The organism is Microbacterium halophytorum (assembly GCF_002970975.1).
GTDB classification, from domain to species: domain Bacteria; phylum Actinomycetota; class Actinomycetes; order Actinomycetales; family Microbacteriaceae; genus Microbacterium; species Microbacterium halophytorum.
Window position 1 is genome coordinate 51,840 of the sequence record NZ_PNFA01000005.1, and the last position, 25,756, is coordinate 77,595.

Annotated in this window: 21 protein-coding genes; 8 read left to right on the forward strand and 13 right to left on the reverse strand. The window is 71.0% G+C overall.

What is annotated here, in order from left to right; translation table 11 throughout:
- Positions 1–122: 122 nt before the first annotated feature.
- Together C0010_RS05810 and C0010_RS05815 are read right to left on the reverse strand one after the other, a co-directional pair.
- Positions 123–1,997, reverse strand: a complete 1,875-nt coding sequence (locus C0010_RS05810; protein ID WP_105566130.1) for an FAD-binding monooxygenase — start codon at positions 1,995–1,997, stop codon at positions 123–125.
- 228 nt (positions 1,998–2,225) lie between these two features.
- Positions 2,226–3,197, reverse strand: a complete 972-nt coding sequence (locus tag C0010_RS05815) for a hypothetical protein (protein WP_105566131.1) — start codon at positions 3,195–3,197, stop codon at positions 2,226–2,228.
- Positions 3,198–3,467: 270 nt separating this feature from the next.
- Here C0010_RS05815 and C0010_RS05820 point away from each other — a divergent pair, with 270 nt between their 5' ends.
- Positions 3,468–5,114 (forward strand): thiamine pyrophosphate-binding protein, encoded by a 1,647-nt coding sequence (locus C0010_RS05820; protein WP_105566132.1) that lies wholly within the window; start codon positions 3,468–3,470, stop codon positions 5,112–5,114.
- Between the two features lie 78 nt (positions 5,115–5,192).
- On the opposite strand, the gene C0010_RS05825 is transcribed toward C0010_RS05820, so the two are convergent.
- Genes C0010_RS05825 through C0010_RS05835 form a run of 3 tightly spaced genes read right to left on the reverse strand, consistent with a single transcriptional unit; the run spans position 5,193 to position 8,867 of the window.
- Entirely contained in the window at positions 5,193–6,086 is an 894-nt protein-coding gene (locus C0010_RS05825; RefSeq protein WP_105566133.1) for a hypothetical protein, read from the reverse strand.
- Between the two features lie 37 nt (positions 6,087–6,123).
- The gene (locus C0010_RS05830) at positions 6,124–7,488 is read right to left on the reverse strand and encodes an FAD-binding oxidoreductase (RefSeq protein WP_105566384.1); all 1,365 of its coding nucleotides are present in this window, start codon (positions 7,486–7,488) and stop codon (positions 6,124–6,126) included.
- Entirely contained in the window at positions 7,485–8,867 is a 1,383-nt protein-coding gene (locus tag C0010_RS05835) for an MFS transporter (RefSeq protein ID WP_105566134.1), read from the reverse strand. The genes C0010_RS05830 and C0010_RS05835 overlap by 4 nt, the downstream gene beginning before the upstream one ends.
- A 157-nt stretch (positions 8,868–9,024) precedes the next feature.
- Between C0010_RS05835 and C0010_RS05840 the strand changes: the two genes are divergently transcribed.
- The 7 genes from C0010_RS05840 (at position 9,025) to C0010_RS05870 (ending at position 17,982) form a co-directional block, all read left to right on the forward strand.
- Positions 9,025–10,491 (forward strand): fumarylacetoacetate hydrolase family protein, encoded by a 1,467-nt coding sequence (locus C0010_RS05840; protein WP_105566135.1) that lies wholly within the window; start codon positions 9,025–9,027, stop codon positions 10,489–10,491.
- Positions 10,488–11,174 (forward strand): GntR family transcriptional regulator, encoded by a 687-nt coding sequence (locus tag C0010_RS05845; protein ID WP_105566136.1) that lies wholly within the window; start codon positions 10,488–10,490, stop codon positions 11,172–11,174. Before C0010_RS05840 ends, C0010_RS05845 begins: the two co-directional genes overlap by 4 nt.
- The gene (gene hpaE, locus C0010_RS05850; protein ID WP_105566137.1) at positions 11,171–12,661 is read left to right on the forward strand and encodes a 5-carboxymethyl-2-hydroxymuconate semialdehyde dehydrogenase; all 1,491 of its coding nucleotides are present in this window, start codon (positions 11,171–11,173) and stop codon (positions 12,659–12,661) included. Before C0010_RS05845 ends, hpaE begins: the two co-directional genes overlap by 4 nt.
- A gap of 30 nt (positions 12,662–12,691) precedes the next feature.
- Complete coding sequence (hpaD, locus tag C0010_RS05855; protein ID WP_105566138.1) at positions 12,692–13,849, forward strand: 3,4-dihydroxyphenylacetate 2,3-dioxygenase; 1,158 nt, start codon at positions 12,692–12,694, stop codon at positions 13,847–13,849.
- Positions 13,850–13,917: 68 nt separating this feature from the next.
- Entirely contained in the window at positions 13,918–14,637 is a 720-nt protein-coding gene (locus C0010_RS05860; RefSeq protein WP_158685357.1) for a fumarylacetoacetate hydrolase family protein, read from the forward strand.
- Complete coding sequence (locus tag C0010_RS05865) at positions 14,622–15,431, forward strand: HpcH/HpaI aldolase family protein (protein ID WP_105566140.1); 810 nt, start codon at positions 14,622–14,624, stop codon at positions 15,429–15,431. The genes C0010_RS05860 and C0010_RS05865 overlap by 16 nt, the downstream gene beginning before the upstream one ends.
- A 301-nt stretch (positions 15,432–15,732) precedes the next feature.
- Positions 15,733–17,982 (forward strand): HNH endonuclease signature motif containing protein, encoded by a 2,250-nt coding sequence (locus C0010_RS05870; protein ID WP_105566141.1) that lies wholly within the window; start codon positions 15,733–15,735, stop codon positions 17,980–17,982.
- A gap of 369 nt (positions 17,983–18,351) precedes the next feature.
- Here C0010_RS05870 and C0010_RS05875 read toward each other — a convergent pair whose 3' ends face one another.
- From C0010_RS05875 to sdhA, 8 genes are all read right to left on the reverse strand, one after another.
- Complete coding sequence (locus tag C0010_RS05875) at positions 18,352–18,708, reverse strand: hypothetical protein (RefSeq protein WP_105566142.1); 357 nt, start codon at positions 18,706–18,708, stop codon at positions 18,352–18,354.
- A 52-nt stretch (positions 18,709–18,760) separates the two neighbouring features.
- Positions 18,761–19,327, reverse strand: coding sequence for a hypothetical protein (locus C0010_RS05880; RefSeq protein WP_105566143.1), 567 nt, complete (start codon positions 19,325–19,327; stop codon positions 18,761–18,763).
- 34 nt (positions 19,328–19,361) lie between these two features.
- Entirely contained in the window at positions 19,362–19,967 is a 606-nt protein-coding gene (locus C0010_RS05885; RefSeq protein WP_105566144.1) for a GNAT family N-acetyltransferase, read from the reverse strand.
- Between the two features lie 12 nt (positions 19,968–19,979).
- On the reverse strand, positions 19,980–20,987 hold the full coding sequence (gene trpS, locus C0010_RS05890; protein WP_408631072.1) for a tryptophan--tRNA ligase: 1,008 nt from the start codon (positions 20,985–20,987) through the stop codon (positions 19,980–19,982).
- A gap of 50 nt (positions 20,988–21,037) precedes the next feature.
- On the reverse strand, positions 21,038–21,925 hold the full coding sequence (locus tag C0010_RS05895) for an exodeoxyribonuclease III (protein WP_232531761.1): 888 nt from the start codon (positions 21,923–21,925) through the stop codon (positions 21,038–21,040).
- Between the two features lie 297 nt (positions 21,926–22,222).
- Positions 22,223–22,891: a PepSY domain-containing protein gene (locus tag C0010_RS05900; protein ID WP_105566147.1), complete on the reverse strand. Its 669-nt coding sequence runs from the start codon at positions 22,889–22,891 to the stop codon at positions 22,223–22,225.
- 260 nt (positions 22,892–23,151) lie between these two features.
- Complete coding sequence (locus C0010_RS05905; RefSeq protein WP_105566148.1) at positions 23,152–23,910, reverse strand: succinate dehydrogenase iron-sulfur subunit; 759 nt, start codon at positions 23,908–23,910, stop codon at positions 23,152–23,154.
- On the reverse strand, positions 23,910–25,736 hold the full coding sequence (gene sdhA, locus C0010_RS05910; RefSeq protein WP_105566149.1) for a succinate dehydrogenase flavoprotein subunit: 1,827 nt from the start codon (positions 25,734–25,736) through the stop codon (positions 23,910–23,912). Before sdhA ends, C0010_RS05905 begins: the two co-directional genes overlap by 1 nt.
- Between the last annotated feature and the right edge of the window lie 20 nt (positions 25,737–25,756).

The following is a 25,756-nucleotide window of genomic DNA, read 5'->3' on the forward strand; positions in this document are numbered from 1 at the left end:
CCCGTCAACCCCGTCACCCACCCGCCCCTGTCATCCGTCGCCGTCGCAAACTCCGCGGCAGAATCGCACCGGATGGCGCGTCATCTGAGACCGCGAGCGTTCCGACGAGCCGCCGCGCGGAGTCAGCCCATCAGGCGGTCGAAGAACCCGGCCAACTCGTCGGTCGCCGTCAGCGGCAGCACCTGCGACACGTAGTGGTCGGGGCGCACCACGACGATCGCGCCCTCGCGCGAGACACCTCGGCCGTCGAAGATGTCCTCGCCCGGCAGCGCCGCGTACGCGCATTCGTAGTCGCGCACCTGGAACGGCCCGTGCCGAGGGAAGAACGCGTCGGGCACATCGGTCATGTCGAACGCCGTGTGCGGCTGCTGGTAGACGACCTTCACGTCGAACCAGGCGTCGATGTCGGCGCCCTCCGGCCGATGCCGCACGAGGGGCGAGGCCGCGTCGCCGACGAGCCACTCCGCGAGGTCCTGCGTCGGCGACGCCGCCCCCGGCGCCGCGCGGTCGGCGAAGACGTAGATGCGCCAGCGGCCGTCGGCCGTGGCATGGTGCCCGAGGTGCACCGGGTTCGTGTCACCCACGCGCGTCACGCGGTGCGACTTGAAGCGCTTGCCGACGGGGAAGCCCGTCGCGAGCTCCTGGTGCTCGGAGCCTCCCGTGACCACCGACGGCCGGTACTGCGTCATGAACCCGGCCGGGAACTCGGCCGTGCGCACGTAGAAGGCCTCCAGCTCATCCGGGTCGTCGAACTCCTCCGGCTTCTTCGCCATCAGGCTCGACCACTCGCGGTCGAACTCGATCAGGTCGACGGCGATCTGCTGCCGCTCCCCCGAGTACGTGTCGAGCAGCTCGTCGCCGGCGCGGCCGTCGAGCACGTGCGCGAGCTTCCACCCCAGATTCCAGCCGTCCTGCATCGACACGTTCATGCCCTGGCCTGCCTTAGCCGAGTGGGTGTGGCACGCGTCGCCCAAGATGAACACGCGCGGGCAGCGACTGCCGACCTCGTCGACGTCGTCGAACTTGTCGGTCACGCGGTGCCCGACCTCGTACACGCTGCGCCACGCGACGTGGCGCACGTCGAGGGTGTACGGCGCGAGGATCTCGTTCGCGCGGGCCTCGACCTGCTCCTGCGTCGTGTTCCGGATGCCGCCGTGGTCGTTCTCGTCGATCTCGCCCAGGTCCACGTACATCCGGAACAGGTGCCCGCCCTCGCGAGGGATGAGCAGGATGGAGCCGCCGTCGTGCGACTGGATCGCGCACTTCGTGCGGATGTCGGGGAAGTCGGTGTCGGCGAGCACGTCCATCACGCCCCAGGCATGGAACGCCTGCGTGCCCGCGAGCTCGCGCCCCATGGAGCGCCGCACCCGGCTGCGCGCGCCGTCGGCGCCGACGAGGTACTTCGTGCGCACGACGCGCTCGGCGCCTTCGTCGGCGCCGGCGCTGCGGCGCAGCGTAACCTCTATCGGGAACTCGCCGCCGATGTTCCGCTGCGACACGAACTCCCACCCGTAGTCGGGCGTCATGCGCGAGGGCGAGTTGCGCATGACGTCGAGGAAGCTGTCGAGCACGCGCGCCTGGTTCACGATCAGGTGGGGGAACTCGCTGATGCCCTGCTCGTCGTCGACGGCGCGGCCGCCCCGGATGATGCGGTGCGGGTCGTCGCGGTCGGGCCGCCAGAACGCCATCTCCGTGATCCAGTACGCCTCCTGCCGGATCTGGTCGGCGAAGCCGAACGCCTGGAACGTCTCGACCGAGCGGGCCTGGATGCCGTCGGCCTGGCCGACCTCGAGTCGACCGGGCCGGATGTCGATGATGCGGGTGCGGATGCCGGGGAACTGCGAGAGCTGCGCGGCCGTGATGACGCCGGCGGGCCCCGTGCCGACGATCAGCACATCCATCTCAACCGGGAGTTCGGCGGGTCGGTCGAGGCCGAAACCCGCGGCCGGCTTCACGCGCGGGTCGCCCGAGACGTAGCCGTGGTGGTGGAACTGCATGCGCAGCGCTCCTCACTTCATCGTGATTCGGATCAGGCTGTGTTCTTTATTCGAACACAACGTTCATCTATAGATCACCCAGATGCTACGACGCCCTAGCGCGAAGCGCAACCACCCTCCCTCCTCCCCCTCCCCGCCCTCTCTCCTCCGCCCCGACAGCGGAGAAAATGCCGCCAACTGCTCTAGAACCCGGCTCGTCAGAGCAGTTGGCGGCATTTTCTGGCCGGGTCAGCGGCGCCAGCCGCGGGTCGAGAGCTGCGATTCGACACGGGTCACCAGCCTTGCCGGCTCGGCGTGGAGCGCGGAGGTGACCTGGACGACGGCCCAACCTGCCGCTCGCAGTCGCTCCACGCGCTCCACGCGCTCCACATCGTGCGCGTACTGGTCGCGGTGATGCTTGCCCTGGTACTCGATCGCGACCTTCCACCTGCGATAGACGAGATCGACGCAGCCCAGGTGGAAGCCGTTGCGGTCGAAGACGTCGACGTTGAGCTCGGGCTCGGGCAGCCCCGCCTCGACGAGGTGGACCCGGCAGGCGGACTCGCGCGGCGACCATGCATCGCACCGGATGAGCTCCAGAGCAGTTCGCAGGCGGGCGGCGCCCCTGCGCTTGCCCGCGCCCAGCGCTGCGCGCAACTGCTCCGGGGTCGTCAGCGGCGGCGTTCCCGCGCTGCGCCGCCCGTAGCCTTCGCGCCAGACGCGGCACAGGAAGTCCCCGAGGGCGACGAGGTCCGGCACGCTCCACGTGCCGAGCATCGCCCATGTCGAGGCGGGAGACGACATCCGGATGCCCCGCCGCGTCACGACCGGCGCGAGGTGCGGGCCCAGCCGCCGACCGCGCACGCCCGCACACCGCGGCAGAGGCGCGTCGCCGTGCACGCCGACGTCGAGGTCGCGCAGCTCCCGCCCGATCGCCACCGGCAGCGGCCCGCCCAGCAGGTGCACGGCGGTCTCGTACGCGAAGAACTCGGTCTCGCGCATGCGCACGGAATACGCCTCCGCGAGCCGGACGGTCTCACCGCGAACCCGGTCGAAGTCGCCCGCGTCGTCTCGCGCCTCCTGCGCGTACGTGCGAACTCCGCGGAACGGCCGCTCGAGGTCGCTCCCCCGCAGCCGCCCGGCCCCGACCCCCATCTCGCGCGCGGCCCCGACGGTGAAGGAGCCCCCGAGCTCGGCGGGCAGCCCGTCGCGTCTCGCCATCTGCTCACCCTGCCACCCGGCTTGATTCCCTGTGGAAGTTGTCCACACCCGACGCCGTCCCCGCGCAAACATGCCGCGAAGTGCTCGAAATGGCGACGGTGAGGAGCAGTTCGCGTCATCTTCTCGCCAGGGGCGGGGTGACGGGGAGCTAGGCTGGCGATGTCCGGGCGTCATCGACGACGTCCGGTGCTCGAAAAAGGGGCACGAAGCGCCGTCGCGCGAGACACATACGGATACTCCACTTCCGTTGCGTCCCCGAAAGGCACCGCTATGCCCACCGTCGCCCAGCACGTCGCCCATGCCCTCGCCCACCACGTCGACCACGTGTTCGGGGTGATGGGCAACGGCAACGCCTACCTGCTCGATGCCCTCCTGACCGAGACCGACGCGACCTATACGGCCGTTCGGCACGAGGCGGGCGCCGTCGTCGCCGCCGACGCGCACTTCCGCGTCTCGCGCCGCATCGCCTGCGCCACCACCACCTACGGCGCCGGCTTCACGAACGCCCTCACGGCGCTCGCGGAGGCGGCCATGGCGCGCGTTCCGCTCGTGCTCGTGGTCGGCGACGAGCCGACATCCGGCGCCCGGCCGTGGGACGTCGACCAGATCGCGCTCGCGAGCGGTGTCGGCGTGCGCACCTATACGGTCGGGCGGCTCGACGCCGTCGCGACGACGACGCTCGCGATCGAGCACGCGCTGGCAAAGCGCCTGCCCGTCGTGCTCGCCCTCCCCTACGACGTGCCGACGCGCGACGCCGGCGAGCTGCCGTCGCCGCTTCCGGATGTCGCGGTGCCGCAGGCGTCGCTCCCGGACGAGGCGACCCGCACGGCGATCGCGCGCGCCGCCGCCGCCCTGCGCGGCGCCGAGCGCCCCGTGCTCATCGGCGGCCGCGGCGCGTGGCTCGCCGATGCGTCCGAGGCGCTCGGAGCGCTCGCGGAGCGCACGGGCGCCGTGACGGCATCGACGACCCTCGGCCGAGGCGTCTTCCCCGACGCCGCCCACGACCTCGGCGTCACGGGCGGCTTCGGCGCACCGGGCGCGATGGAGCTCATCCGGACGGCCGATATCGCGATCGTCGTCGGCGCCTCGCTGAACCAGTTCACGATGCGCTTCGGGGGCCTGTTCGCACCCGAGACCCACGTGGTCCAGGTCGACACGGCGCCGTCGGCGACCCACCCGCGCGTGAACGCATACCTGCGCGGCGACGCCCGCGCCGTGACCGAGCTGCTCGTCGAGGCCCTCGGCGACGCCCACGGCCCCGGATGGCGCGACACGATCGACGCCGCCGAGCTGCGCGCGCAGGTGGTCGGCGCGGAGTTCGCCGACGACGGCCGGCTCGACCCGCGCGCGGCCGCCGCCCGCCTCGGCGAACTGCTGCCGGAGACCCGGGTCGTCGTGAGCGACGGCGGGCACTTCATCGGCTGGGCGAACATGTTCTGGCCCGTCGCCTCGCCCGGCCGCATGGCGATGGTGGGCACGGCCTACCAGTCGATCGGCCTCGGCTTCCCGAGCGTGGCGGGCGCGGCGGCCGCCGACCCCGAGGCGACGATCGTGCTGACGACGGGCGACGGCGGCGGCCTGATGGCTCTCGCCGACCTCGAGACCGCGGTGCGCACGGCGCGCGGCCGCGGAATCTGCGTCGTCTGGAACGACGCGGCCTACGGCGCCGAGGTCAACCTCTACGGCGTCTTCGGCCTCAACCAGGAGCCCATGCGCATCCCGGGCGTCGACTTCGCCGCGCTCGGTGCGGCAGCCGGCGCCGAGGCCGTCACCGTCACGAGCCTCGCCGACCTCGACCGCGTCGCCGAATGGGCCGCGACCCCGGTCGACGAACGCAAGTTCCTGATGCTCGACCTGCGCATCTCGGGAGCCGTGGTCGCGCCGTACCAGGAGGAGATCATCCGGGTGAACTCGTAGGCGCGGAAACATCGCCGATGGCGAGTGCCCCGGCAGTGAGGATCACCCGTCGGGCGATCTGCTCCGAGGCCACCGCTCCTACCGCACCAGCGGACGATACCCCGCCGCCGTCTCGATGAGCAGCTCCACCTCGTCCGGGGACGGCCACGTCTCCAGCTCGTCGGGGTCGTGCCCGGCCTCGTACCATTCCTCCACTTCTTCGGCCGACCAGTCGCCGCCCTCGTCGATGTGCACGCTCTCCAGGCGCCCGTTCGCGACGAAGAGGCGCACGTCGAAGGTGCGGTCGCCGAGCGCGCGGAATCGGCCGATCACGGGGAACGCACCGTTGCCGGGCACCGCCCGCGGGAGGTCCTGGTCGACATCGAACTGCGCGAAAGCGACGTCGAACTCGCCCCCGTCGGAGCTGACCAGGCGGGCACTCAGCAGCTGCTCGCGCAGCTGAGGAGCGCCGTGCTCGTCGGTCGCCGACAGCAGCAGCGACGCCAGGGCGCGGATGCCCTCCGGGACCTCGACGATCGACTCGGCCGGCTCCTCTGAGTCCTCCTCGTCACGGCTCGCACGATCGGCCGCGCGGGCGGCCCACCACGCGGCGAACGACAGAGCGGCCTCGCCCGCCGCCAGCCAGAGGCGGGGGCGCCGGACGCCCGCCCTCACGAGCCCGTCGTTGAGACGCGCGTCGAGCGCCTCGCCGGCTTCGGCCAGCCCGAGTGCCGCCCCGGCCGCGCCCGTCGTGATCGCGGCCCGGCCGACGAACCCGAGCTCGTCGCCCTCCGTATCACGGCTGGGGCGCAGGCTCGCCCACATCGTCCACGCGGTCAGCCCGGCCACGGCCCCTCGGTAGGCCAGCCGGCGCCCCGTCGACAGCCGCCTCGGCTCGATCAGGGCCAAGGCCGCCATCAGCGCGGTCGAGACGACCCCGTGCGCCACGCTGTTCGGATCGTTCAGGCGGCGCAGTATCCGACGAAGTGCCATGTGCCAACGCTATCGGTACCGGCTCACCCGAGGGTCGTCACACCGCGAACACCTTGCCCGGGTTGAGCAGCCCCCGCGGGTCGAAGAGCTCCTTGACGCCGCGTTGCAGCTCGAATTGCGCATCGCCCAGCTCGTCCGCCAGCCAGCGGCGCTTCAGCAGCCCGATGCCGTGCTCGCCGCTGAGCGTGCCGCCGAGGTCGAGCGCCGTCTGGAACACCTCACCCGCCGCTTCCCAGATGCGGTCGGGCACCGCGCCGCCGTCGTCGTACGAGAACACCGGATGCAGGTTGCCGTCACCCGCGTGGCACCCCGTCGGGATCGACACCTCATAGCGGCGTTCGATGCTCCGGATGGCGGCGAAGGCGTCGACCATCCGGTCACGCGGCACCGCGATGTCTTCGACGAGGAGCCCGCCGCTGGCTGCCTCGACCGCGGGGAACACGTTGCGCCGGAGGCTCCACAGCCGCTCGCTCTCTGCGGGGTCGGTCGTCGAGCGCACGTCGCCGCCCGCCTCCCGGAGCGCCTGCGCGACCCCGGCGCCCGTCCGCTCGGCGTCGGGGCCGTCGCACTGGGCCAGCACGTACGCATCGGCCGTCTCGTTCAGCCGCTCACCCGTGTACGCCGCGACGCAGTCGAGCGACGGACGGTCGAGCAGCTCGAGGATCGCCGGGACGAGGCCGCGGCGCGAGATCTCGGCGGCGGCCCCCGCAGCATCGTCGAGCCGGTCGAAGAACGCCCCGATCGTCACGGGCTCGCCCGTGACGATCGGCACGAGCTTGAGCGTCGCCTCGACGACGATGCCGAGGGTGCCCTCCGAACCGATCATCAGGGCGCACAGGTCGTAGCCGGTCACACCCTTCACGGTGCGGTGGCCGACGTCGATCACGCGCCCGTCGATCAGCACGACCTTGAGGGCGAGCACCGCCTCGCGCGTGACCCCGTACTTCGCGCACAGCAGGCCGCCGGCGTTCATCGCGATGTTCCCGCCGACCGTCGAGATGTCGCGGCTGGCCGGGTCCGGTGCCCACCACAGGCCGTACTGCGCCAGCTCGGCATTGAGCGCCGCGTTCAGGATGCCCGGCTGCACGACCGCGAGCCGGTTCTCGCGCGAGACCTCGAGGATCCGGTCCATCCGCATCAGCGAGACGACGAGCTCGCCGGGCCCCGCGATCGCGCCACCGGCGAGGCCCGTGCCCGCGCCGCGGGTGACGACCGGAACGCCCTCGGCGGAGGCGATGCGGCAGACCTCCTGCACCTCCTCGACCGTCTCGGGCTCCACCGCGGCGATCGGACGGCCGGCCGCGCGATGACCGGAGCGGTCGGCCGTGTACGGGGCGAGCCCGACCGGGTCGCTGACGACCCTGCCGGGCACCGCCCGTTCGAGGCGAGCGACGAGGCTCACCGCACGCGCTCCGCCGGCCGCTGCCACACGTAGATCCCCCGGCGCTGCTCCTCCTCCGCCGTGGGGCGGAGGTTGATGCCTTTGCGGTCGCGCAGCAGCAGCGTGCCGACGAGGCCGATGGCCGCCATACCGACGAGGTAGAACGAGATGCTGCTCGCACTGCCGGTCGCCTCCAGGATCCAGGCGGCGATCGTCGGGGAGAACGCGCCGCCGATGATCGCACCGATCGCGTACGAGATCGAGACGCCGGAGAAGCGCACTGATGACGGGAACAGCTCGGTGTACCAGGCGGACTGCGGCCCGTACGTGAGGCCGAGGCCGACCGTCAGCATCAGCAGGGCGAGGGTGAGCGCCCAGATCTCCCCGATGTTCACGACGGGGAACAGCGCCGCGGCGCCGATGCCGAGCAGGACGTAGCCGATCACGTACGTCGTCCTGCGGCCGATGTAGTCGCAGATGATGCCGGCGAAGAGCGTGAACACGAGCCAGCTCACGGCCGACCAGGTCACGGCGGCCAGGACCGGCCCGCGGTCGAGGCCGAGCTCGGTCGTGCCGTAGTTCTGGATGTAGCCGCCCGTCGTCATGTAGCCGATGGCGTTGTTGCCGGCGAACACGAGAGCCGCGAGGATCACGAGCGGCGTGTACCGCGCGAACAGCTTCACGACGGGCGCCTTCGTCTGGTGCTTGCGCTCGGCGATCTCGGCGAACACGGGGCTCTCCTCGACGCCGTGGCGGATCCAGTAACCGACCGCGATCAGCACGATGCTGAACAGGAACGGGATGCGCCAGCCCCACCCGAGGAAGGCGTCGCCGGGGAACAGCATGTTCATGATCTGGAGCATGCCGCTCGAGAGCAGCAGGCCGATCGGCACGCCGATCTGCGGCATGGCGCCGAAGAAGCCGCGCCGCTTCACGGGCGCGTGCTCGACGGCCATCAGCACGGCACCGCCCCACTCGCCGCCCGCCGAGACGCCCTGCAGGATGCGCAGCAGGATGAGCAGGATCGGCGCCCAGACTCCCGCGACCGCGTACGTGGGCAGCAGGCCGATCAGCGCGGTCGCGCCGCCCATCAGCAGCAGCGTCGCGACGAGCACGGGCTTGCGGCCGAATTTGTCGCCGAAGTGGCCGGCGAGGAACGCGCCGAGCGGGCGGAACAGGAAGCTGATGCCGACGGAGCCGAACGCGAGGATGGTGGCGATGCTGTCGCCGGCGGGTTCGAAGAAGAGCGCGCCGAAGACGAGGCCGGCGCAGGCCGCATAGGTGAAGTAGTCGTACCACTCGATCGTGGTCCCCGCCACGGTGGCGAAGGCGACCCTGCGACGGTCGCGCGTCGACGAGATGGTCCCCGTCGGCGTCAGGGGCTGTGGTGCGTTGGACATCGTGTACTCCTTCGTAGCGAATGCCTGGCCGCGCGGAGGGCGCCGCGCGAGCACCGAGGCTACCCCTCGGCGCACCTCGTGCGGAGACCTTGTGCGCTTCCCCTGCGATGATATACGATTTCGGATACACCTCACCCGGACGAAAGGCGACGACGCCATGGGCACCGACAACCGCACGGGGGCGCTCCCCGCAGAGCCGGGCAAGATCATCGCCGTGCACCTGAGCTATGAGTCCCGCGCCGCCCAACGAGGGCGCCGCCCGAAGCACCCCTCCTACTTCCTGAAGCCGGCCAGCTCGCTGGCGGCATCCGGCACCGAGGTCGCCCGCCCGGCGGGCACCGAACTGCTCGCCTTCGAGGGCGAGGTCGCCCTCGTGATCGGCACGACCGCGTCGCGTGTGACACGCGACGACGCGTGGTCGCACGTCGGCTGGGTCACCGCGGCGAACGACTTCGGCCTCTACGACCTGCGCACGGCTGACAAGGGCTCGAACCTGCGCAACAAGGGCCGCGACGGCTACACACCGATGGGCCCAGGCCTCATCGACGCGCGGAAGGTGTCTCCGGATGCGCTCCGCGTGCGCACCTGGCGCAACGGCGCGCTCGCGCAGGACGACACGACGTCGGACGACCGGATGATCTTCCCCTTCGCCCAGCTCGTCGCCGATCTCTCGCAGCACGTCACGCTCGAACCCGGCGACGTGATCGTCACGGGCACGCCCGCCGGTTCCTCGGTCGCGCTCCCCGGCGACACGATCGAGGTCGAGGTCGACGCGCCCGCTGCAGGGCTCACGACCGGCCGCCTCGTCTCGCACATCGTCGAGGCCTCGGGCTCCTTCGATCCAGAGCTCGGCTCACTGCCCTCGATGGACGACGCCCAGCGCGAGGAGGCGTGGGGCTCGCGCGAGGCCGCCGGCCTCGTCGACGCCCCCGCGATCGACCCCGAACTGCGCGCGAAGCTCGAGGCCTGCCCCGTCGCCGGCCTGTCGCAGCAGCTGCGGCAGCGAGGCATCCGGTCGTGCTTCATCGACGGCGTGCGGCCGCTGACCCCCGGAACCAAGCTCGTCGGCGCCGCCAGAACGCTGCGCTTCGTGCCGCTGCGCGAAGACCTCTTCGCGAGCCACGGCGGCGGGTACAACGCGCAGAAGCGCTGCTTCGACTCGGTGCGCGAGGGCGAGGTCATCGTGATCGAGGCCCGCGGCGAGCGCGAGACCGGCACGCTCGGCGACATCCTCGCGCTGCGCGCGCAGGCCAGAGGCGCCGCCGGCATCGTCACCGACGGCGGCGTGCGCGACTCCGCGATCGTCGCCGGCTTCGGCCTTCCGGTCTTCGCGCAGGGCGGGCATCCGGCCGTGCTCGGCCGCAGGCACGTGCCGTGGGAGCACGACGTCACGATCGCCTGCGGCGGCGCCGCCGTGCAGCCGGGCGACGTCATCGTCGGCGACGACGACGGCGTCATCGTCGTGCCGCGCGGCCTCGCCGAGGAGGCCGTCAACGCCGCCCTCGCGAAGGAGGCGGAGGACGAGTGGATCGCCGAGCAGGTGAAACGGGGCGCCCCGGTCGACGGCCTGTTCCCGATGAACGCCTCCTGGCGCGAGAAGTTCGAGCGGGAGGCGGAGCGATGACCGAGACGATCGCCGCGAGCAAGTCGGAGCGCGCCTACGCGTGGCTCGGCGAGCGCATCGCGAGCCGCGAGTTCGGCCCCGGCTACCGTCTCGTGCTCGGCGACATCGCCCGCGAGCTCGACATGAGCGTCGTTCCGGTGCGCGAGGCCATCCGGCGCCTTGAGGCCGAGGGCGTGGTCACCTACGAGCGCAACGTCGGTGCCCGCGTCGCCCTCGCCGACCCGAACGAGTACGTCTACGCGATGCAGACCCTCGGCGTGCTCGAGGGCGCGGCCATGGCCCTCGCGGCCGCCCACATCGCGCCGGACGCCCTTGACGAGGCCGAGCGCCTGAACCGCCGGATGCACGGGCTGCTGGAGCGCTTCGACCCGCACCAGTTCACGGTGCTGAACGAGCGCTTCCACACGACGCTGTTCGAGGCCTGCCCCAACCCGCACATCCTCGACCTCGTCGAGCGCGGCTGGCGGCGGCTGAACAACCTCCGCGACTCGACCTTCGCCTTCGTCCCGACCCGCGCATCCGAGTCGGTCGAGGAGCACACCGAGATCCTGCGGCTGGTGCGCGAGTGCGCGCCCCCGGCCGAGATAGAGAACGCCGCCCGCCAGCACCGCTGGCGCACCATGAACGCGTACCTCGAGAACCGACACCCCGCCACTTCCCCGACGACGAGGAGCACCCGATGACCGCCCGCCCCGCGAACCTGCCCGAGCGCATCCGCCACTACATCGGCGGTGCCTTCGTCGACTCGGTCGACGGCGACGCCTTCGATGTGCTCGACCCCGTCACCAACGAGACCTACATCACCGCCGCCGCCGGCAAGAAGGCCGACATCGACGCCGCCGTCGCCGCCGCGCGCAAGGCGTTCACGGAGGGCCCGTGGCCGAAGATGCTCCCGCGCGATCGCTCCCGCGTGCTGCACCGGATCGCCGACATCGTCGAATCGCGCGACCAGCAGCTCGCCGAGATGGAATCCTTCGACTCGGGCCTGCCGATCACGCAGGCGAAGGGCCAGGCCCGCCGCGCCGCCGAGAACTTCCGCTTCTTCGCCGACCTGATCGTGGCGCAGTCCGACGACACCTTCAAGGTGCCGGGCCGCCAGGTCAACTACGTCAACCGCAAGCCGATCGGCGTCGCCGGCCTCATCACGCCGTGGAACACGCCCTTCATGCTCGAGAGCTGGAAGCTCGGCCCCGCGATCGCGACCGGCAACACCGTCGTGCTCAAGCCCGCCGAGTTCACGCCGCTCTCCGCGCAGCTCTGGGCCGGCATCTTCGAGGAGGCGGGCCTGCCGGAGGGCGTGTTCAATCTCGTCAACGGCCTCGGCGAGGAGGCGGGCGATGCGCTCGTGAAGCACCCGGATGTGCCGCTGATCTCGTTCACGGGCGAGTCGACGACCGGCCAGCTGATCTTCGCGAACGCGGCCCCGCACCTGAAGGGCCTGTCGATGGAGCTCGGCGGCAAGTCGCCTGCGATCGTGTTCGCCGACGCCGAGCTCGACGCCGCGATCGATGCCTGCATCTTCGGCGTCTTCTCGCTCAACGGCGAGCGCTGCACGGCCGGCAGCCGCATCCTCGTGCAGCGCGACGTGTACGACGAGTTCGTCGAGCGATACGCGGCGCAGGCGAAGCGCGTGAAGGTGGGCCTGCCGAGCGACCCGGCCACCGAGGTCGGCGCGCTCGTGCATCCGGAGCACTACGACAAGGTGATGGGCTACGTCGAGATCGGCAAGGGCGAGGGCCGCCTCGTCGCGGGCGGCGGCCGCCCCGACGGGTTCGAGACCGGCAACTTCGTGGCTCCGACGGTGTTCGCCGATGTGGCGCCGGAGGCCCGCATCTTCCAGGAGGAGATCTTCGGCCCCGTCGTCGCGATCACGCCGTTCGACACCGAAGAGGAAGCGCTCGCGCTCGCCAACAACACCCGCTACGGGCTCGCCGCCTACGTGTGGACGAACGACCTCAAGCGCGCGCACAACTTCTCGCAGGCGATCGAGGCCGGCATGGTCTGGCTGAACTCGAACAATGTGCGCGACCTGCGCACCCCGTTCGGCGGGGTCAAGGCCTCGGGCCTCGGGCACGAGGGGGGCTACCGCTCGATCGACTTCTACACCGACCAGCAGGCCGTGCACATCACGCTCGGCGAGGTCCACAACCCGAGCTTCGGCCGCGGCTGACCCGACTCCCCCACGACGCAAGGACGCGACATGACCACGGAACGCATCAAGACCTCATCCGGCTTCTTCGTCTCGCAGGAGGCGCCGATCTCGAGCGAAAACCCCGTCGCCACGCCGACCTCGGCACCGCCCGACATCCTGCGCTGCGCCTACATGGAGCTCGTCGTCACCGATCTCGCCGCCAGCCGCGAGTTCTACGTCGATGTGCTCGGGCTCTACGTCACGGAGGAGGACGAGGAGGCGGTCTACCTGCGCTCGACGGAGGAGTTCATCCACCACAATCTCGTGCTGCGCCGCGGCCCCGTCGCCGCCGTCGCCGCGTTCTCATACCGGGTGCGGGGGCCTGAGGACCTCGACCGCGCCGTCGCCTTCTACTCGGAGCTCGGCTGCCGCGTCGAGCGCCGCCCCGGCGGCTTCACGAAGGGCATCGGCGACTCGGTGCGCGTGGAGGACCCGCTCGGGTTCCCGTACGAGTTCTTCTGCGACACGACCCACGTCGAACGACTCTCGTGGCGCTACGACCTGCACACACCGGGCGAGCTCGTGCGGCTCGACCACTTCAACCAGGTGACCCCGGATGTCCCGCGCGCCGTGCGCCACTACCAGGACCTGGGGTTCCGGGTGACGGAGGACATCCAGGATGACGCCGGCACCGTCTACGCCGCGTGGATGCGCCGCAAGCCGACGGTGCACGACACCGCGGCGACGGGCGGCGACGGGCCCCGGATGCACCACGTCGCCTTCGCGACGCACGAGAAGCACAACATCCTCGCGATCTGCGACAAGCTCGGCGCCCTGAGGCGCTCCGACGCGATCGAGCGCGGCCCCGGCCGCCACGGCGTCTCGAACGCGTTCTACCTGTACCTGCGCGACCCCGACGGCCACCGCGTCGAGATCTACACGCAGGACTACTACACGGGCGACCCCGACAACCCCGTCATCACATGGGACGTGCACGACAACCAGCGCCGCGACTGGTGGGGCAACCCCGTCGTGCCGAGCTGGTACACCGACGCGTCGCTCGTGCTCGACCTCGACGGCAACCCGCAGCCCGTCGTCGCCCGCACGGACTCGAGCGAGATGGCCGTCACGATCGGCGCCGACGGCTTCTCGTACACCCGCCCCGAGGATGAGGAGGCGATGCCCGAGTGGAAGCAGGGCGAGTACAAGCTGGGGCACCAGCTGTGACCGCGCTCACCGCCGACCAGGTCACGGCGATCGCCGACGAGCTCGCCGCGGCCGAGCGCGACCGCACGATGGTGCCGCTGGTCGCGCCCCGGCATCCGGGAATGACGATCGACGATTCGTACGCCGTGCAGAACGAGTGGCGCCGCCGCGCGATCGCGGCGGGGCGCCGGCCGTTCGGGCGCAAGATCGGGCTCACGAGCAGGGCGATGCAGCAGGCCACAGGCATCAGCGAGCCCGACTACGGCGCGATCTTCGCCGACCAGGTCTACGAGACCGGCGCCGTGATCGACCATGCCCAGTACACGGGCGTGCGCATCGAGGTCGAGCTCGCCTTCGTGCTCGGCGAGGCGATCGAGGGCCCGGAAGCCACCGTGTTCGACGTGCTGCGGGCGACCGAGTTCGTCGTGCCCGCGCTCGAGATCCTGTCGAGCCGCATCGAGCTGGAGGGGCGCACGATCGTCGACACGATCTGCGACAACGCGGCCCTCGGCGGCGTCGTGTACGGCGGGAACCCGACGGCGCCTTCCGACCTCGACCTGCGCTGGGCATCCGCGCTGCTGTACCGCAACGAGCAGATCGAGGAGTCGGGCGTCGCCGCCGCTGTGCTGAACCACCCCGCGAACGGCGTCGCCTGGCTCGCGAACAAGCTGGCGCAGCACGACGACCGGCTCGAGGCCGGCGAGTTCGTGCTCGCCGGCAGCTTCACGCGCCCGATGTGGGTGCATCCTGGTGACACCGTGCTCGCCGACTACGGAACGTTGGGAACCATCACATGCCGCTTCGCCTGAGCCCCACGCTGCGCCAGATGCTCGCCGGCGCCGATCGCCCGGTCTTCGGAGGCTGGGTCTGCTCCGGCTCCCCCGTCATGGCCGAGATCATGGCCGGATCCGGCCTCGACTGGCTCATGATCGACATGGAGCACGGGCCGAGCTCGCTCGAGTCCGTGCAGGTCCAGCTGCAGGTCGCCGCCGCCTACGACGTCGCGACGGTCGTGCGCGTGCCGGCGAACGACGCCGTCTGGGTCAAGCAGGTGCTCGACCTCGGTGCGCGGACGATCATGGTGCCGATGGTATCGACCGCCGAGGAGGCCGAACAGGCCGTGCGCCACGCGTCGTACCCGCCGAGGGGGCACCGCGGCGTCGGCAACGCGCTCGCCCGCTCCGGCCGCTGGAACCGCGTCGACGGATACCTCGCGGACGCCGCCGAGCACGTCAGCGTGATCGTGCAGGTCGAGACGCCGGCGGGCGTGGAGAACGCCGCAGAGATCGCGGCGGTCGACGGCGTCGACGGCGTCTTCGTGGGCCCCAGCGACCTGTCGGCCGCGATGGGCCTGATCGGCCAGCAGACGCATCCGGACGTCCGCGCGGCCGTCGCGCGCACCTTCGGCGCCGTGCGCGGCGCCGGAAAGCCCGTCGGCGTCAACGCCTTCGACCCGGCCGCGGCCCACGCCTACGCCTACGCCGAGCAGGGCGCGTCGTTCCTTCTCGTCGGGGCGGACGTATCGATCGCGGCCCGCGGCTCCGAGGCACTCGCGGCCGAGTTCGTCCCGGCCGCCGAGCGGGAGCGGCGGGGGTCGTACTGACCACGCGACCGACCCTTCCCCGGGGCCAGCGCGCCCCGCGAACACGCCGCGCGACGTCGCGCACCGGCCGGCGCAGGAGCTGCCGGATTCAGCGACGCACCACGGCGGCGGGCGCGACCGCGGCGGCCCGACGCGACGCCTCCGCCGAAACGACGCGCACGCGCACACGTCCGGGAGCCGATCGCTCGGAATGATGCGATGGTGCGAGTCCCGCATCCGGCGAACCTGATCGAACTTATAAACCAGGAAGTTGCCCTGACTTACTCTAGACTTTCGTTCTTCTGTTCGATAGAATGAGGGCATGTCGAAGGTGACGATCGAAGACAAGCTCAAGGACCCCGGTCCGGTAGAGCTGGCCGAGACGCGTCGCCTGGTGGCGGAGGTCGTGCGACTGCGGGAGGCGCAGGCCCGGATGGATGGGGAGGTCGCGTCGTGTGTGGCGCGGCTGGCGGAGATCGCTCAGGCGCAGGGTGAGGCGATGGGGTCGTCGCATGGGCCGGAGTATGCGCGGCGGGCGATGGCGGCGGAGGTCGCCGCGGCGACGCGGGTGCATCCGGGGTCGGCACGGGCGGAGCTGGAGTCGGCCGAGCGGCTCGTGACGAGCTTCCCGGTCACGCATGCGGCGCTGTCGGAGGGGCGGATCACCGCCAAGCACGCGAAGGCCGTCACCGACGCCGGGCTCACGCTCGATGAGGGTGCGCGGGCGTCACTGGACGCCTCGGCGGTGCCGTTCGCGGAGGCCCGGACGCCGGGGCAGTTCGCGAAGGTCGTGAAGCTGCAGGCCGCGCGGGTTTCTGCCGTGACGCCGGCGGAGCGGCACGAGGCCGCCCGTGCCGGGCGGGGCGTGTTCCTGACCGACCTAGACGACGGGATGAGCGAGCTGGCGGTGCGGGTTCCGACGCTGCACGCCCACGGCATCCACGATCGCCTCACCCGCATGGCCCGCCGCGTCGATGACGAGCGTCGCGCGGCCCGCCGCGCCTGGATCACGGCTGGCCTCCCTCGCCCGTCCGAGGGGTGGGAGCACCTCCTCGACGAGGCGACCCCGGCGATGCTCGCCGAAGCCGCCCACGCGACGGTGGACGGAGACACCGCGGACCGCAGCTCTGGCGCGCACGTGGGTGCCGGCGCGATGGGCGCTGGCGTGTGGACCTCGACGAGCGGAACGACTCGCCACTCGGCTTCGGCTTCGGCTTCGGCTTCGGCTTCGGCTTCGGCTTCGGCTTCGGCTTCGGCTTCGGCTTCGGCTTCGGCTTCGGCTTCGGCTTCGGACCGGATCTTCGCCGGTTCCGGCGAGGATCTCGGCCTGCGCGCCAGCGACACTCGCACCTTCGACCAGCTCCGCGCCGACCTGGCCGCGGACCTCGCCCTCACCGGGAGCCCGTCTGCGGGGCACGAGTTCGGCGCTACCGCCCTGGCGGGACTGCTGTCGGGCGTGACCGCACACGTGCAGGTCGTCATCCCCGCCCGCACGATCATCAACCCCTCCGAAGGCATCGTCCTCGACGCGCGCGGCACGATCATCGCCACCGACGACGCCCTCGCCGCCGCGGGGCACGCGACCGGGTGGGATCGCCTGTTCGCCGCCACCGAGACCGGCGAACTCCTCGCCGTCGACCGGTACCGGCCCTCCAACGCCCAACGGCGCATGATCGTCGCGCGAGACGGCACCTGCCGGCTGATGGGGTGCACTGTGCCCGCACGCGCCTGCGACATCGACCACGTCCACGACTACGCCCTCGGTGGCACCACCGAGACCGGGAACCTCGAGGCACTGTGCGAGCGGCACCACCTCATGAAACACACCTCGGGGTGGAGAGTCCGCGCCCTCGGTGGCGGGCAGCTGGAACGGACCAGCCCCACCGGCCGCACCTACCCGACCGGGCCCGAGAGCCGCGTCTACTTCCGCGAACTCCTCACCGACGACAGCCCCGCACCCTTCGAACCACCGACCACGGCCGCGAGCTCGGGGACGAGTGCGTCTCCACTCGCCGCACACGCCGCAGGGACGAGTGCGTCCTCGGCCGCGGCGCGCACGGAGGGGACGAGCGCGCCCGAAACCACCGCACGCACCGCCGAGACCACCGCACCCGCGACCGCCGCACGCACCGCCGAGACGGCTGCGACCGCACCGCACACGGAGGGGGCGACGGCACCCGCCTCCGCCGCACGCGCCACGGGAACGGACGCTTCCTCGCGCAGAAGCGTCGCCGCCGCGCGCTCCCGGTTCGCGCCAGCGATGACCCGGCGCCTCGACGCCGCCCGCGCCCGCCGCGCAGACCGCGCCGCACAGGCCGACGAGCGCGCCCGCGCCGCCGACGCCCGCGAGCGCCTCATCGCCCAGCACATCACCGAGCGCCAGATCGAAGCCGCAGGCAACGCGATCGGCGAATGGACCACCGCCGAGCTCGACGACGCGAGCCTCCCCGCCGCGCCCGCCGAAGCCTCCGCGATCGAACGCATCCTGGGCGCGTACCTCGACCCGGCGACCGCGCCGAACGGCGCACTCTCGCCAACGGTGCCCGTTGACTTCTCGCTTGCGCCGGCGTAGCGCGAGGCCAGCCGGCGCAAGCGACCGAGGCAAGCGACTATGCCCACGGCCTCTCCGCCCCACGCGGTCAGCGGCACGCCGACGGACACAACCGGGAACGCGCATTCGAGGCCGCAGCCGACACCATCAGCGATCGGATCACCACCGAACTCGATGACGCCGCGTTCCCCGCTGCCCCCGTCGAAGCCTCCGCCACCGACAGCATCGCGCTCGCGCGATACCAGCGAGCGAATGGGGCTCGCGCGGGGAGCGTTCATCGCGCCTCACGGATCTCGGTTCCGCACCGACCTGATGCCACCGCACGATCAGCGCTCAGAACTCAGCCGCCCCAGCCATCACTGGGCCCGTGATCTCACGCGTTCCAGGAGCTCAGCAGGGCACGAACCCGCCACCGACATAGCGGAAGCCGTGCGGCCCCGGTGAAGTGAGCGAGTTCACGCTCTCGTCCAGGTGGACATCGAAGAGGGAGAAGACCCCCGCCTCGACAGCGTCGCCCAGCACGAGCCCGACGTCACGTGCTCCGGCGCACAGGTGTGGGTACGCGGCCTCGAACGCCGCTCGAGGGATCTGCACATCGAACTCGGCCGGAGCGTCGACGTCGCCGTCCGGCCCCTCGTACGTCTCCACGCTCGGGCGCATCCGGATGCGCTCGCCGGCGGCATCCACGACGAGCACATCCTCGCGCCGCGCCAGCCAGTCGAGCAGGCGCTGGTAGTGATCGGCCATCATCGGCAGGGTACGCGATGCGTGAGAACCCGCCCGCGACTGCCAGCGGAAATCAGCGCACCGAGCAGGTGTTGTCGCCCGCGACCTCGTTGCCATCGCCGTCGGCGCGGACGCCGTCGCACGTCAGGTCGCCACCGATCTCGTTGCGGACGAGGGTGGCGTGCTCCGCCTCCGAGATCGCGAGCGAGCCGCCGACCTCGGTCATCTTCACCACGACGCCCTGGGTGCGCGTGACCGTGAGGTCGCCGTCGACGCTCGACCCCGTGACGACGAGCTCCCGAAGCCCTCCGGCCGCGACGCTTCCGGTCATGCGGGTGTCAATGAGCTTCACGAAGTCGTATCCCTCGAACGCCAGGTCGCCGTCGACGCTCGCGTTCGTCACGACACACACATCGCCGCCCCGTGCCTCGCCCGACGCGCAGAGCTCGTCGGCGTTCTCGGTCGGCGCCGCGGAGCCAGCCCCTTCGGTGCCCTGCTCATCCGTTTCGGCCCCCTGCTCCGTCGCAGACGCATCCTTCTCGGTGACCGGCGCTTCCGGATCTTCCGGCGACGACGCACACGCGACGAGGCCGATCGTCAGGAGGCTGGCGGCGAACAGCGTGCCGATGGTGCGGCGCATGGGGCTCCTCGAAGCTCGTGGCAAAGCACCCAGACTAGCCCGCAGTCGCGAACGCGGGCGCATCCGCCGAGCCCCAGTCGACCGCCGCTCGTTCGTCGGTCGCCAGCAGCCCGGCGACCCAGCCGTCCGCGCGGCCTCGCCCGCTGCCGGCGCCGATACCGCCGAGCCCGAGCCGCCGCACGCCCTCGAAGCGGAAGCCGAGCTTCTGTGCGACGCGCGCCGAGGCCGAGTTGCCGACGGCCGCCTGCCACTGCACCCGCTCGAGCCGCATCGGCCCGAACGCGAAATCGAGCACGGCGGCCGCGGCCTCGGCGATCGCCCCCGTTCCGCGGGCACCCGGTGCCGCCCAGAACCCGAGCTCGGCCGCACCGTCGGCGATGCTGTCGAGCCCGATGACGCCGATCACGCCTTCTGGCGCGTCGAGCGGGCGGACCACCCAGGTCATGCTGGTGCCGTCACGCCACCAGCCGGCGGTGAGCTCGATGAACTTCTCCGCGTCCTCGCGCGTGTACGGCGAGGGCACGGTCGTGAAGTGCTGGATCGCCTCGTCCTGGCACGCCAGGTAGATCGGTTCTGCGTCGGATGCCCGTGGCGCCGTCAGCAGGAAGCGGGTCGTGTGCAGGGGGACGGGGTCGCCCATGGGAGCCCGCGCTCAGCCACGGCGGAGCAGGCCGATCCGGTCGCGCACGTCGGTCAACGTGCGCTCGGCGACCTCTTCCGCCTTGCCGGCGTTGACGGCGAGGACGCGGTCGAGCTCGGCGGGGTCGTCGAGCAGCTCGAGCGCCTTGGCGCGCACGGGCTCGAACTCGGCGACGACCGCGTCGCGCACCGCCTTCTTGAAGTCGCCGTAGCCACGACCGGCGAATTCGTCCTCGATCGCGGCGTGCGTCGAGCCCGTCAGCGCACCGTAGATCGTCATCAGGTTGGCGACTCCCGGCTTCGCCTCGCGGTCGTACCGGACGACGCCGTCGCTGTCGGTCACGGCCCGCATGATCTTCTTCGCCGTGACGCTGACGTCGTCGAGCAGCCACAGCACGCCCGCATGCGACTCGGCCGACTTCGACATCTTCGACGTCGGGTTCTGCAGGTCGTAGATGCGGGCTGCCTCGGCGGCGATGACGGGCTTCGGCACGACGAAGGTCTTACCGAAGCGCGCGTTGAAGCGCTCCGCGAGGTCGCGCGTCAGCTCGACGTGCTGCTTCTGGTCGTCGCCGACCGGCACGACGTCGGTCTGGTAGAGCAGGATGTCGGCCGCCATCAGCACGGGGTAGGTGAACAGGCCGACGCTCGTCGCGCTCTCGCCAAACCGCTGCGACTTGTCCTTGAACTGCGTCATCCGGCCGGCCTCGCCGAAGCCCGTGATCGTCGAGAGGATCCAGGCCAGCTCGGTGTGCGCCTTCACATGCGACTGCACGTAGAGGGTCGACTTCGACGGCTCGATGCCCGCGGCGATGTACTGCGCGGCGGTGCGGCGCGTCTTCTCGCGCAGCTCGGCCGGATCCTGCGGAACCGTGATGGCATGCAGGTCGACGACGCTGAAGAACGCGTCGTACTCCGCCTGCATGCGGCGCCACGGCAGGAGCGCCCCGATGTAGTTGCCGGCCTGGAGGGAGTCGGCCGACGGCTGCATTCCGGAGTAGAGGCGCTCAGTAGTCACCAGACGATTCTATGCGCTCGCCGATGCCCGGATCGCGCGGGGCGGGCAGGGCCTCAGCTGATCGCGTACTCCGCGACCACGGGTGCGTGGTCACTCCAGCGCGCGTCGTAGGAGGGGTAGCGGTCGACGCGGTAGGCCCCGACGAGCGCTGCGAGCGCGGGCGACGCCAGGTGGTAGTCGATGCGCCAGCCCGTGTCGTTGTCGAACGCCTGGCCGCGGTTCGACCACCAGCTGTACGGCCCCTCGACCTCGCCGGCGAAGGTGCGGCCCACGTCGACCCAGCCGAGCCCCGAGCGGCCCTCGCTGTAGGCGCGGGTGTCGCTCAGCTCGCCGACCTTGCCGCGACCGATGGGCTCCTGCCCCGGGACGGGCTCGCCCTCGGCGCCCAGGAAGCGGTCGAAGTACGCCCGCTCGCGCGCGAGGTAGCCGGCGCGGGCGACGTTGCCCTTCCAGTTCTTGATGTCGAACGGGCGGTGGCCGACGTTCAGGTCGCCCGTGATCACCGCGAGGGCACCGGATGCGGCGAGCTGCGGCATCCGGGTCTCCATGGCGTCGAGGAAGCCCCACTTGGCCTCCTGCTTCTGCGTATCGACCTCTCCCGAGTGCACGTACGCGCTCACGACCGTGACGGTGCGCCCGCCGACCTCGAAGTCGGCCTCGAGCCAGCGCCCCTGCGCGTCGACGCCCTCGCCGAGGCCCGTGCGGTGCGCGACGGCGGGCTCGCGCGAGGCGATCGCGACGCCGGCGCGCCCCTTCTGCGGGGCCTCCTCCTCGAGGATGTGCCAGCCGGGCAGCGCGGCCTCGACGTGCGAGCGGTCGGCGCGCACCTCCTGGATCGTGATGATGTCGGGGGCTGCCTGTTCGACCCACGCCTGCATGCCCTTCCGGACCGCGGCCCTGATGCCGTTGACATTGACGGAGGCGATGCGCACGGAACTCATGCCCACCACCCTATCCAGGGCCCCGGACATCCGGCCCCGCCCCGCGCGTCCCGCGCGCGCCGAAGGAGAAGCGGCAGGATCGAGGAGCCGATCGCCGGATTCCTCCTCGATGTTGCGGTTTCTCCTCGAAGCCGCCGCTCCCCCTCGATTCCTCACCGCTGCCGCGTCCCGAGCGCACTACGAAGGAGAAACCGCAGGATCGACGAGCCGATCGCCGGGTTCCTCCTCGATGTTGCAGTTCTTCCTCGATGTTGCGGCGTCTCCTCGAGACGGCGGTTCCCGTTCAGTTCCGGGCGATCAGTCGTCGGTCTCGACCTCGACGACCGCGCCGTTCGAGGCATCGACCGTCACGCTCGGGCCGTCGTCGCCCGTGCCGATCTCGACGTCGTAGAGGATGCCCGACCAGGACTTGTCGAGCGACCAGGACGACACGGGCCCGGATGCCTCGGCCGTCGCTGCCGCCATCGCCTCGGCGGGCGTGATCAGGCCGTCGAGCTCGAACGCCTCGTCGTCGACCTCGGCAGCATCGTCGGAATCGAGGGCCTCGCGCTCCTGCTGAACGATCTCGCCAGTGCTCGGGTCGATCGTCGCCTCGAACTCCTCGCTGCTCGATGCGAGGGTGACCTGGTACTCGAAGCGACCGTTGTCCTCATCGAGGTCGAGCGAGGTGAGCCGCCCGTCGAACGCGTCCTGCGCGATCTGCACCGCCTCGTCCCACGCGACGTCGAACTCCTCGGCCGCGAGCCCGTCCGCCGCTGCGTCGCCGGAGCCCGAGTCGGTCGACCCCGAGTCGCCTGAACCGGCGTCATCCGCGCCGCCGCCAGTCGCCTCGTCCGACGGCTCCGCCGTCACACCCGGTGCCGTCGACGACGGGTCCTCCGTCGTGCAGCCGGCGAGCGCGACGCCCGCCAGGACCAGCACCGCGGCGGTGCTGAGCGCACCCGTCGTTCCATTCATCCGGACCATGAAACCCCCTCGATCGACCGCGACCACCGCGGTGAGGCCAGAGTATCGACGCAGCGTCGGAGAACGCCCGGAATCGCACCTCGGATAAGAGAATCCTCACGTCCCGCGCATATCGGAGGCGGAACCGCTCCATCGAGGAGCCGGGCGCCGCACTCCTCCTCGATCGTGCGGTTCCTCGCCGATTCAGCTCGGCTGCCACTCACGCGGAAGGGACCCGGCGAATGCCGGGCCCCTTCGTGTGCGATGCGCGCGTCAGCGGATCAGCGGCCGCCCTTGATGATGGCCTGCTTCACCTCGCCGATCGCCTTGGTGATCTCGATGCCGCGGGGGCACGCCTCGGTGCAGTTGAAGGTCGTGCGGCAGCGCCACACGCCCTCCTTGTCGTTCAGGATGTCGAGGCGCACGTCCGACGAGTCGTCGCGCGAGTCGAAGATGAACCGGTGCGCGTTCACGATCGCGGCAGGGCCGAAGTACTGCCCGTCGGTCCAGAACACGGGGCACGACGAGGTGCACGCGGCGCAGAGGATGCACTTCGTGGTGTCGTCGAAGCGCTCGCGGTCGGCGATCGACTGGTGGCGCTCCTTGCCCTTCTCGGGCTCCGAGCGGGTCTGCAGGAACGGCTGGACCTCGCGGAAGGCCTCGAAGAACGGGTCCATGTCGACGATGAGGTCCTTCTCGAGCGGAAGGCCCTTGATCGCCTCGACGTAGACGGGCTTCGAGATGTCGAGGTCCTTGATCAGCGTCTTGCAGGCCAGGCGGTTGCGGCCGTTGATGCGCATCGCGTCGGAGCCGCAGATGCCGTGCGCGCACGAGCGGCGGAAGGCGAGCGAGCCGTCCTGGTGCCACTTGATGCGGTGCAGCGCGTCGAGCACGCGGTCGGTCGGATACATCTCGACGTCGTAGTCGACCCACTTCGGTTCGCTGTCGGTCTCCGGGTTGAACCGGCGCAGCATGAACGTGACCAGGTACGACTGAACGGTCTGCTCCTCGGCGGGAGCGTCGGCGACGGCGGTCGACATCAGTACTTCCTCTCCATCGGCGGGTAGCGCAGCTCGCCCGCGTCGTCCTTCGTGAAGACGACGGGCTTCCAGTCGAGCCGGATGTGGTCGTCCGGATCGGGCGAGTGCGGGTCGCCCGTGAGGTACGCCATCGTGTGCTGCATGTACTTCTCGTCGTCGCGGTCCGAGTAGTCCTCGCGCATGTGGCCGCCGCGGCTCTCCTTGCGGTTGCGCGCGGCGTAGGCAACGATCTCGGCGAGGTCGAGCAGGAAGCCCAGCTCGATCGCCTCGAGCAGGTCGGTGTTGTACCGCTTGCCCTTGTCGTCGACGTAGACGTTCTGGTATCGCTCACGCAGCTCGTGGATCGTGCCCATCACGTTCGTGAGGGTCTCCTCCGTGCGGAACACCTGCGCGTTCTTGTCCATCTCCTCCTGAAGAGTGATCCGGATGTCGGCGACGCGCTCCGTGCCCTTGCGATTCCGGATCTCCTCGAGCATGCTCCGGACGTTCTCGGCCGGGTTCTCGGGGAGCGGGACGAACTCCGCCGTCTTCGCGTACTCGGCCGCGTTGCGGCCCGAGCGCTTGCCGAAGACGTTGATGTCGAGCAGCGAGTTGGTGCCGAGGCGGTTCGAGCCGTGCACCGAGACGCACGCGCACTCGCCCGCGGCGTACAGGCCCGGAACGACCGTGTCATTGTCGGCGAGCACCTCCGCGGCGTTGTTCGTCGGGATGCCGCCCATGGCGTAGTGCGCCGTCGGCATCACGGGAACGGGCTCGACGACGGGGTCGACACCCAGGTAGGTGCGCGCGAACTCGGTGATGTCCGGCAGCTTCGTCTCGAGCACCTCGGCGCCCAGGTGGGTGCAGTCGAGGTAGACGTAGTCCTTGTTCGGACCGGCGCCGCGGCCCTCGAGGACCTCCTTGACCATGGACCGCGCCACGATGTCGCGGGGCGCGAGGTCCTTGATCGTCGGCGCGTAGCGCTCCATGAAGCGCTCGCCCGAGGCATTGCGCAGGATCGCGCCCTCCCCGCGGGCGCCCTCGGTGAGGAGGATGCCGAGGCCCGCGAGCCCCGTCGGGTGGAACTGGAAGAACTCGATGTCCTCGAGCGGCAGGCCCTTGCGCCAGACGATGCCGACGCCGTCGCCCGTGAGGGTGTGGGCATTCGACGTGGTCTTGAACATCTTGCCGAAGCCGCCCGTCGCGAACACGACCGACTTGGCCTGGAAGACGTGCAGGTCGCCGGTGGCGAGCTCGTACGCGACGATGCCGGCCACGCGGGTGCCGCCGTTGCCGTCGTCGACCGTGAGCAGGTCGAGCGCGTAGTACTCGTTGTAGAACTCGATGCCGAGCTTGACGCAGTTCTGGAACAGCGTCTGCAGGATCATGTGGCCCGTGCGGTCGGCCGCGTAGCACGCGCGGCGCACGGCCGACTTGCCGTGGTCGCGGGTGTGGCCGCCGAAGCGCCGCTGGTCGATCTTGCCGTCGGGCGTGCGGTTGAACGGCAGGCCCATGTTCTCGAGGTCGATGACGGCGTCGATCGCCTCCTTGGCGAGGATCTCAGCCGCGTCCTGGTCGACGAGGTAGTCGCCGCCCTTGATGGTGTCGAACGTGTGCCACTCCCACGAGTCCTCCTCGACGTTCGCGAGCGCTGCGGCCATGCCGCCCTGCGCCGCGCCCGTGTGCGAGCGGGTCGGGTAGAGCTTCGTCACGACGGCCGTCTTGGCGTTCGGGCCCGCCTCGATGGCGGCGCGCATGCCGGCTCCGCCGGCGCCGACGATGACCACGTCGTACTGGTGGTAGTAGATGCCGTCCTTGAGCTCGGCATCCGGGTGCTTGTCAGTCACGTGTGAACTGCTCCGTCTCG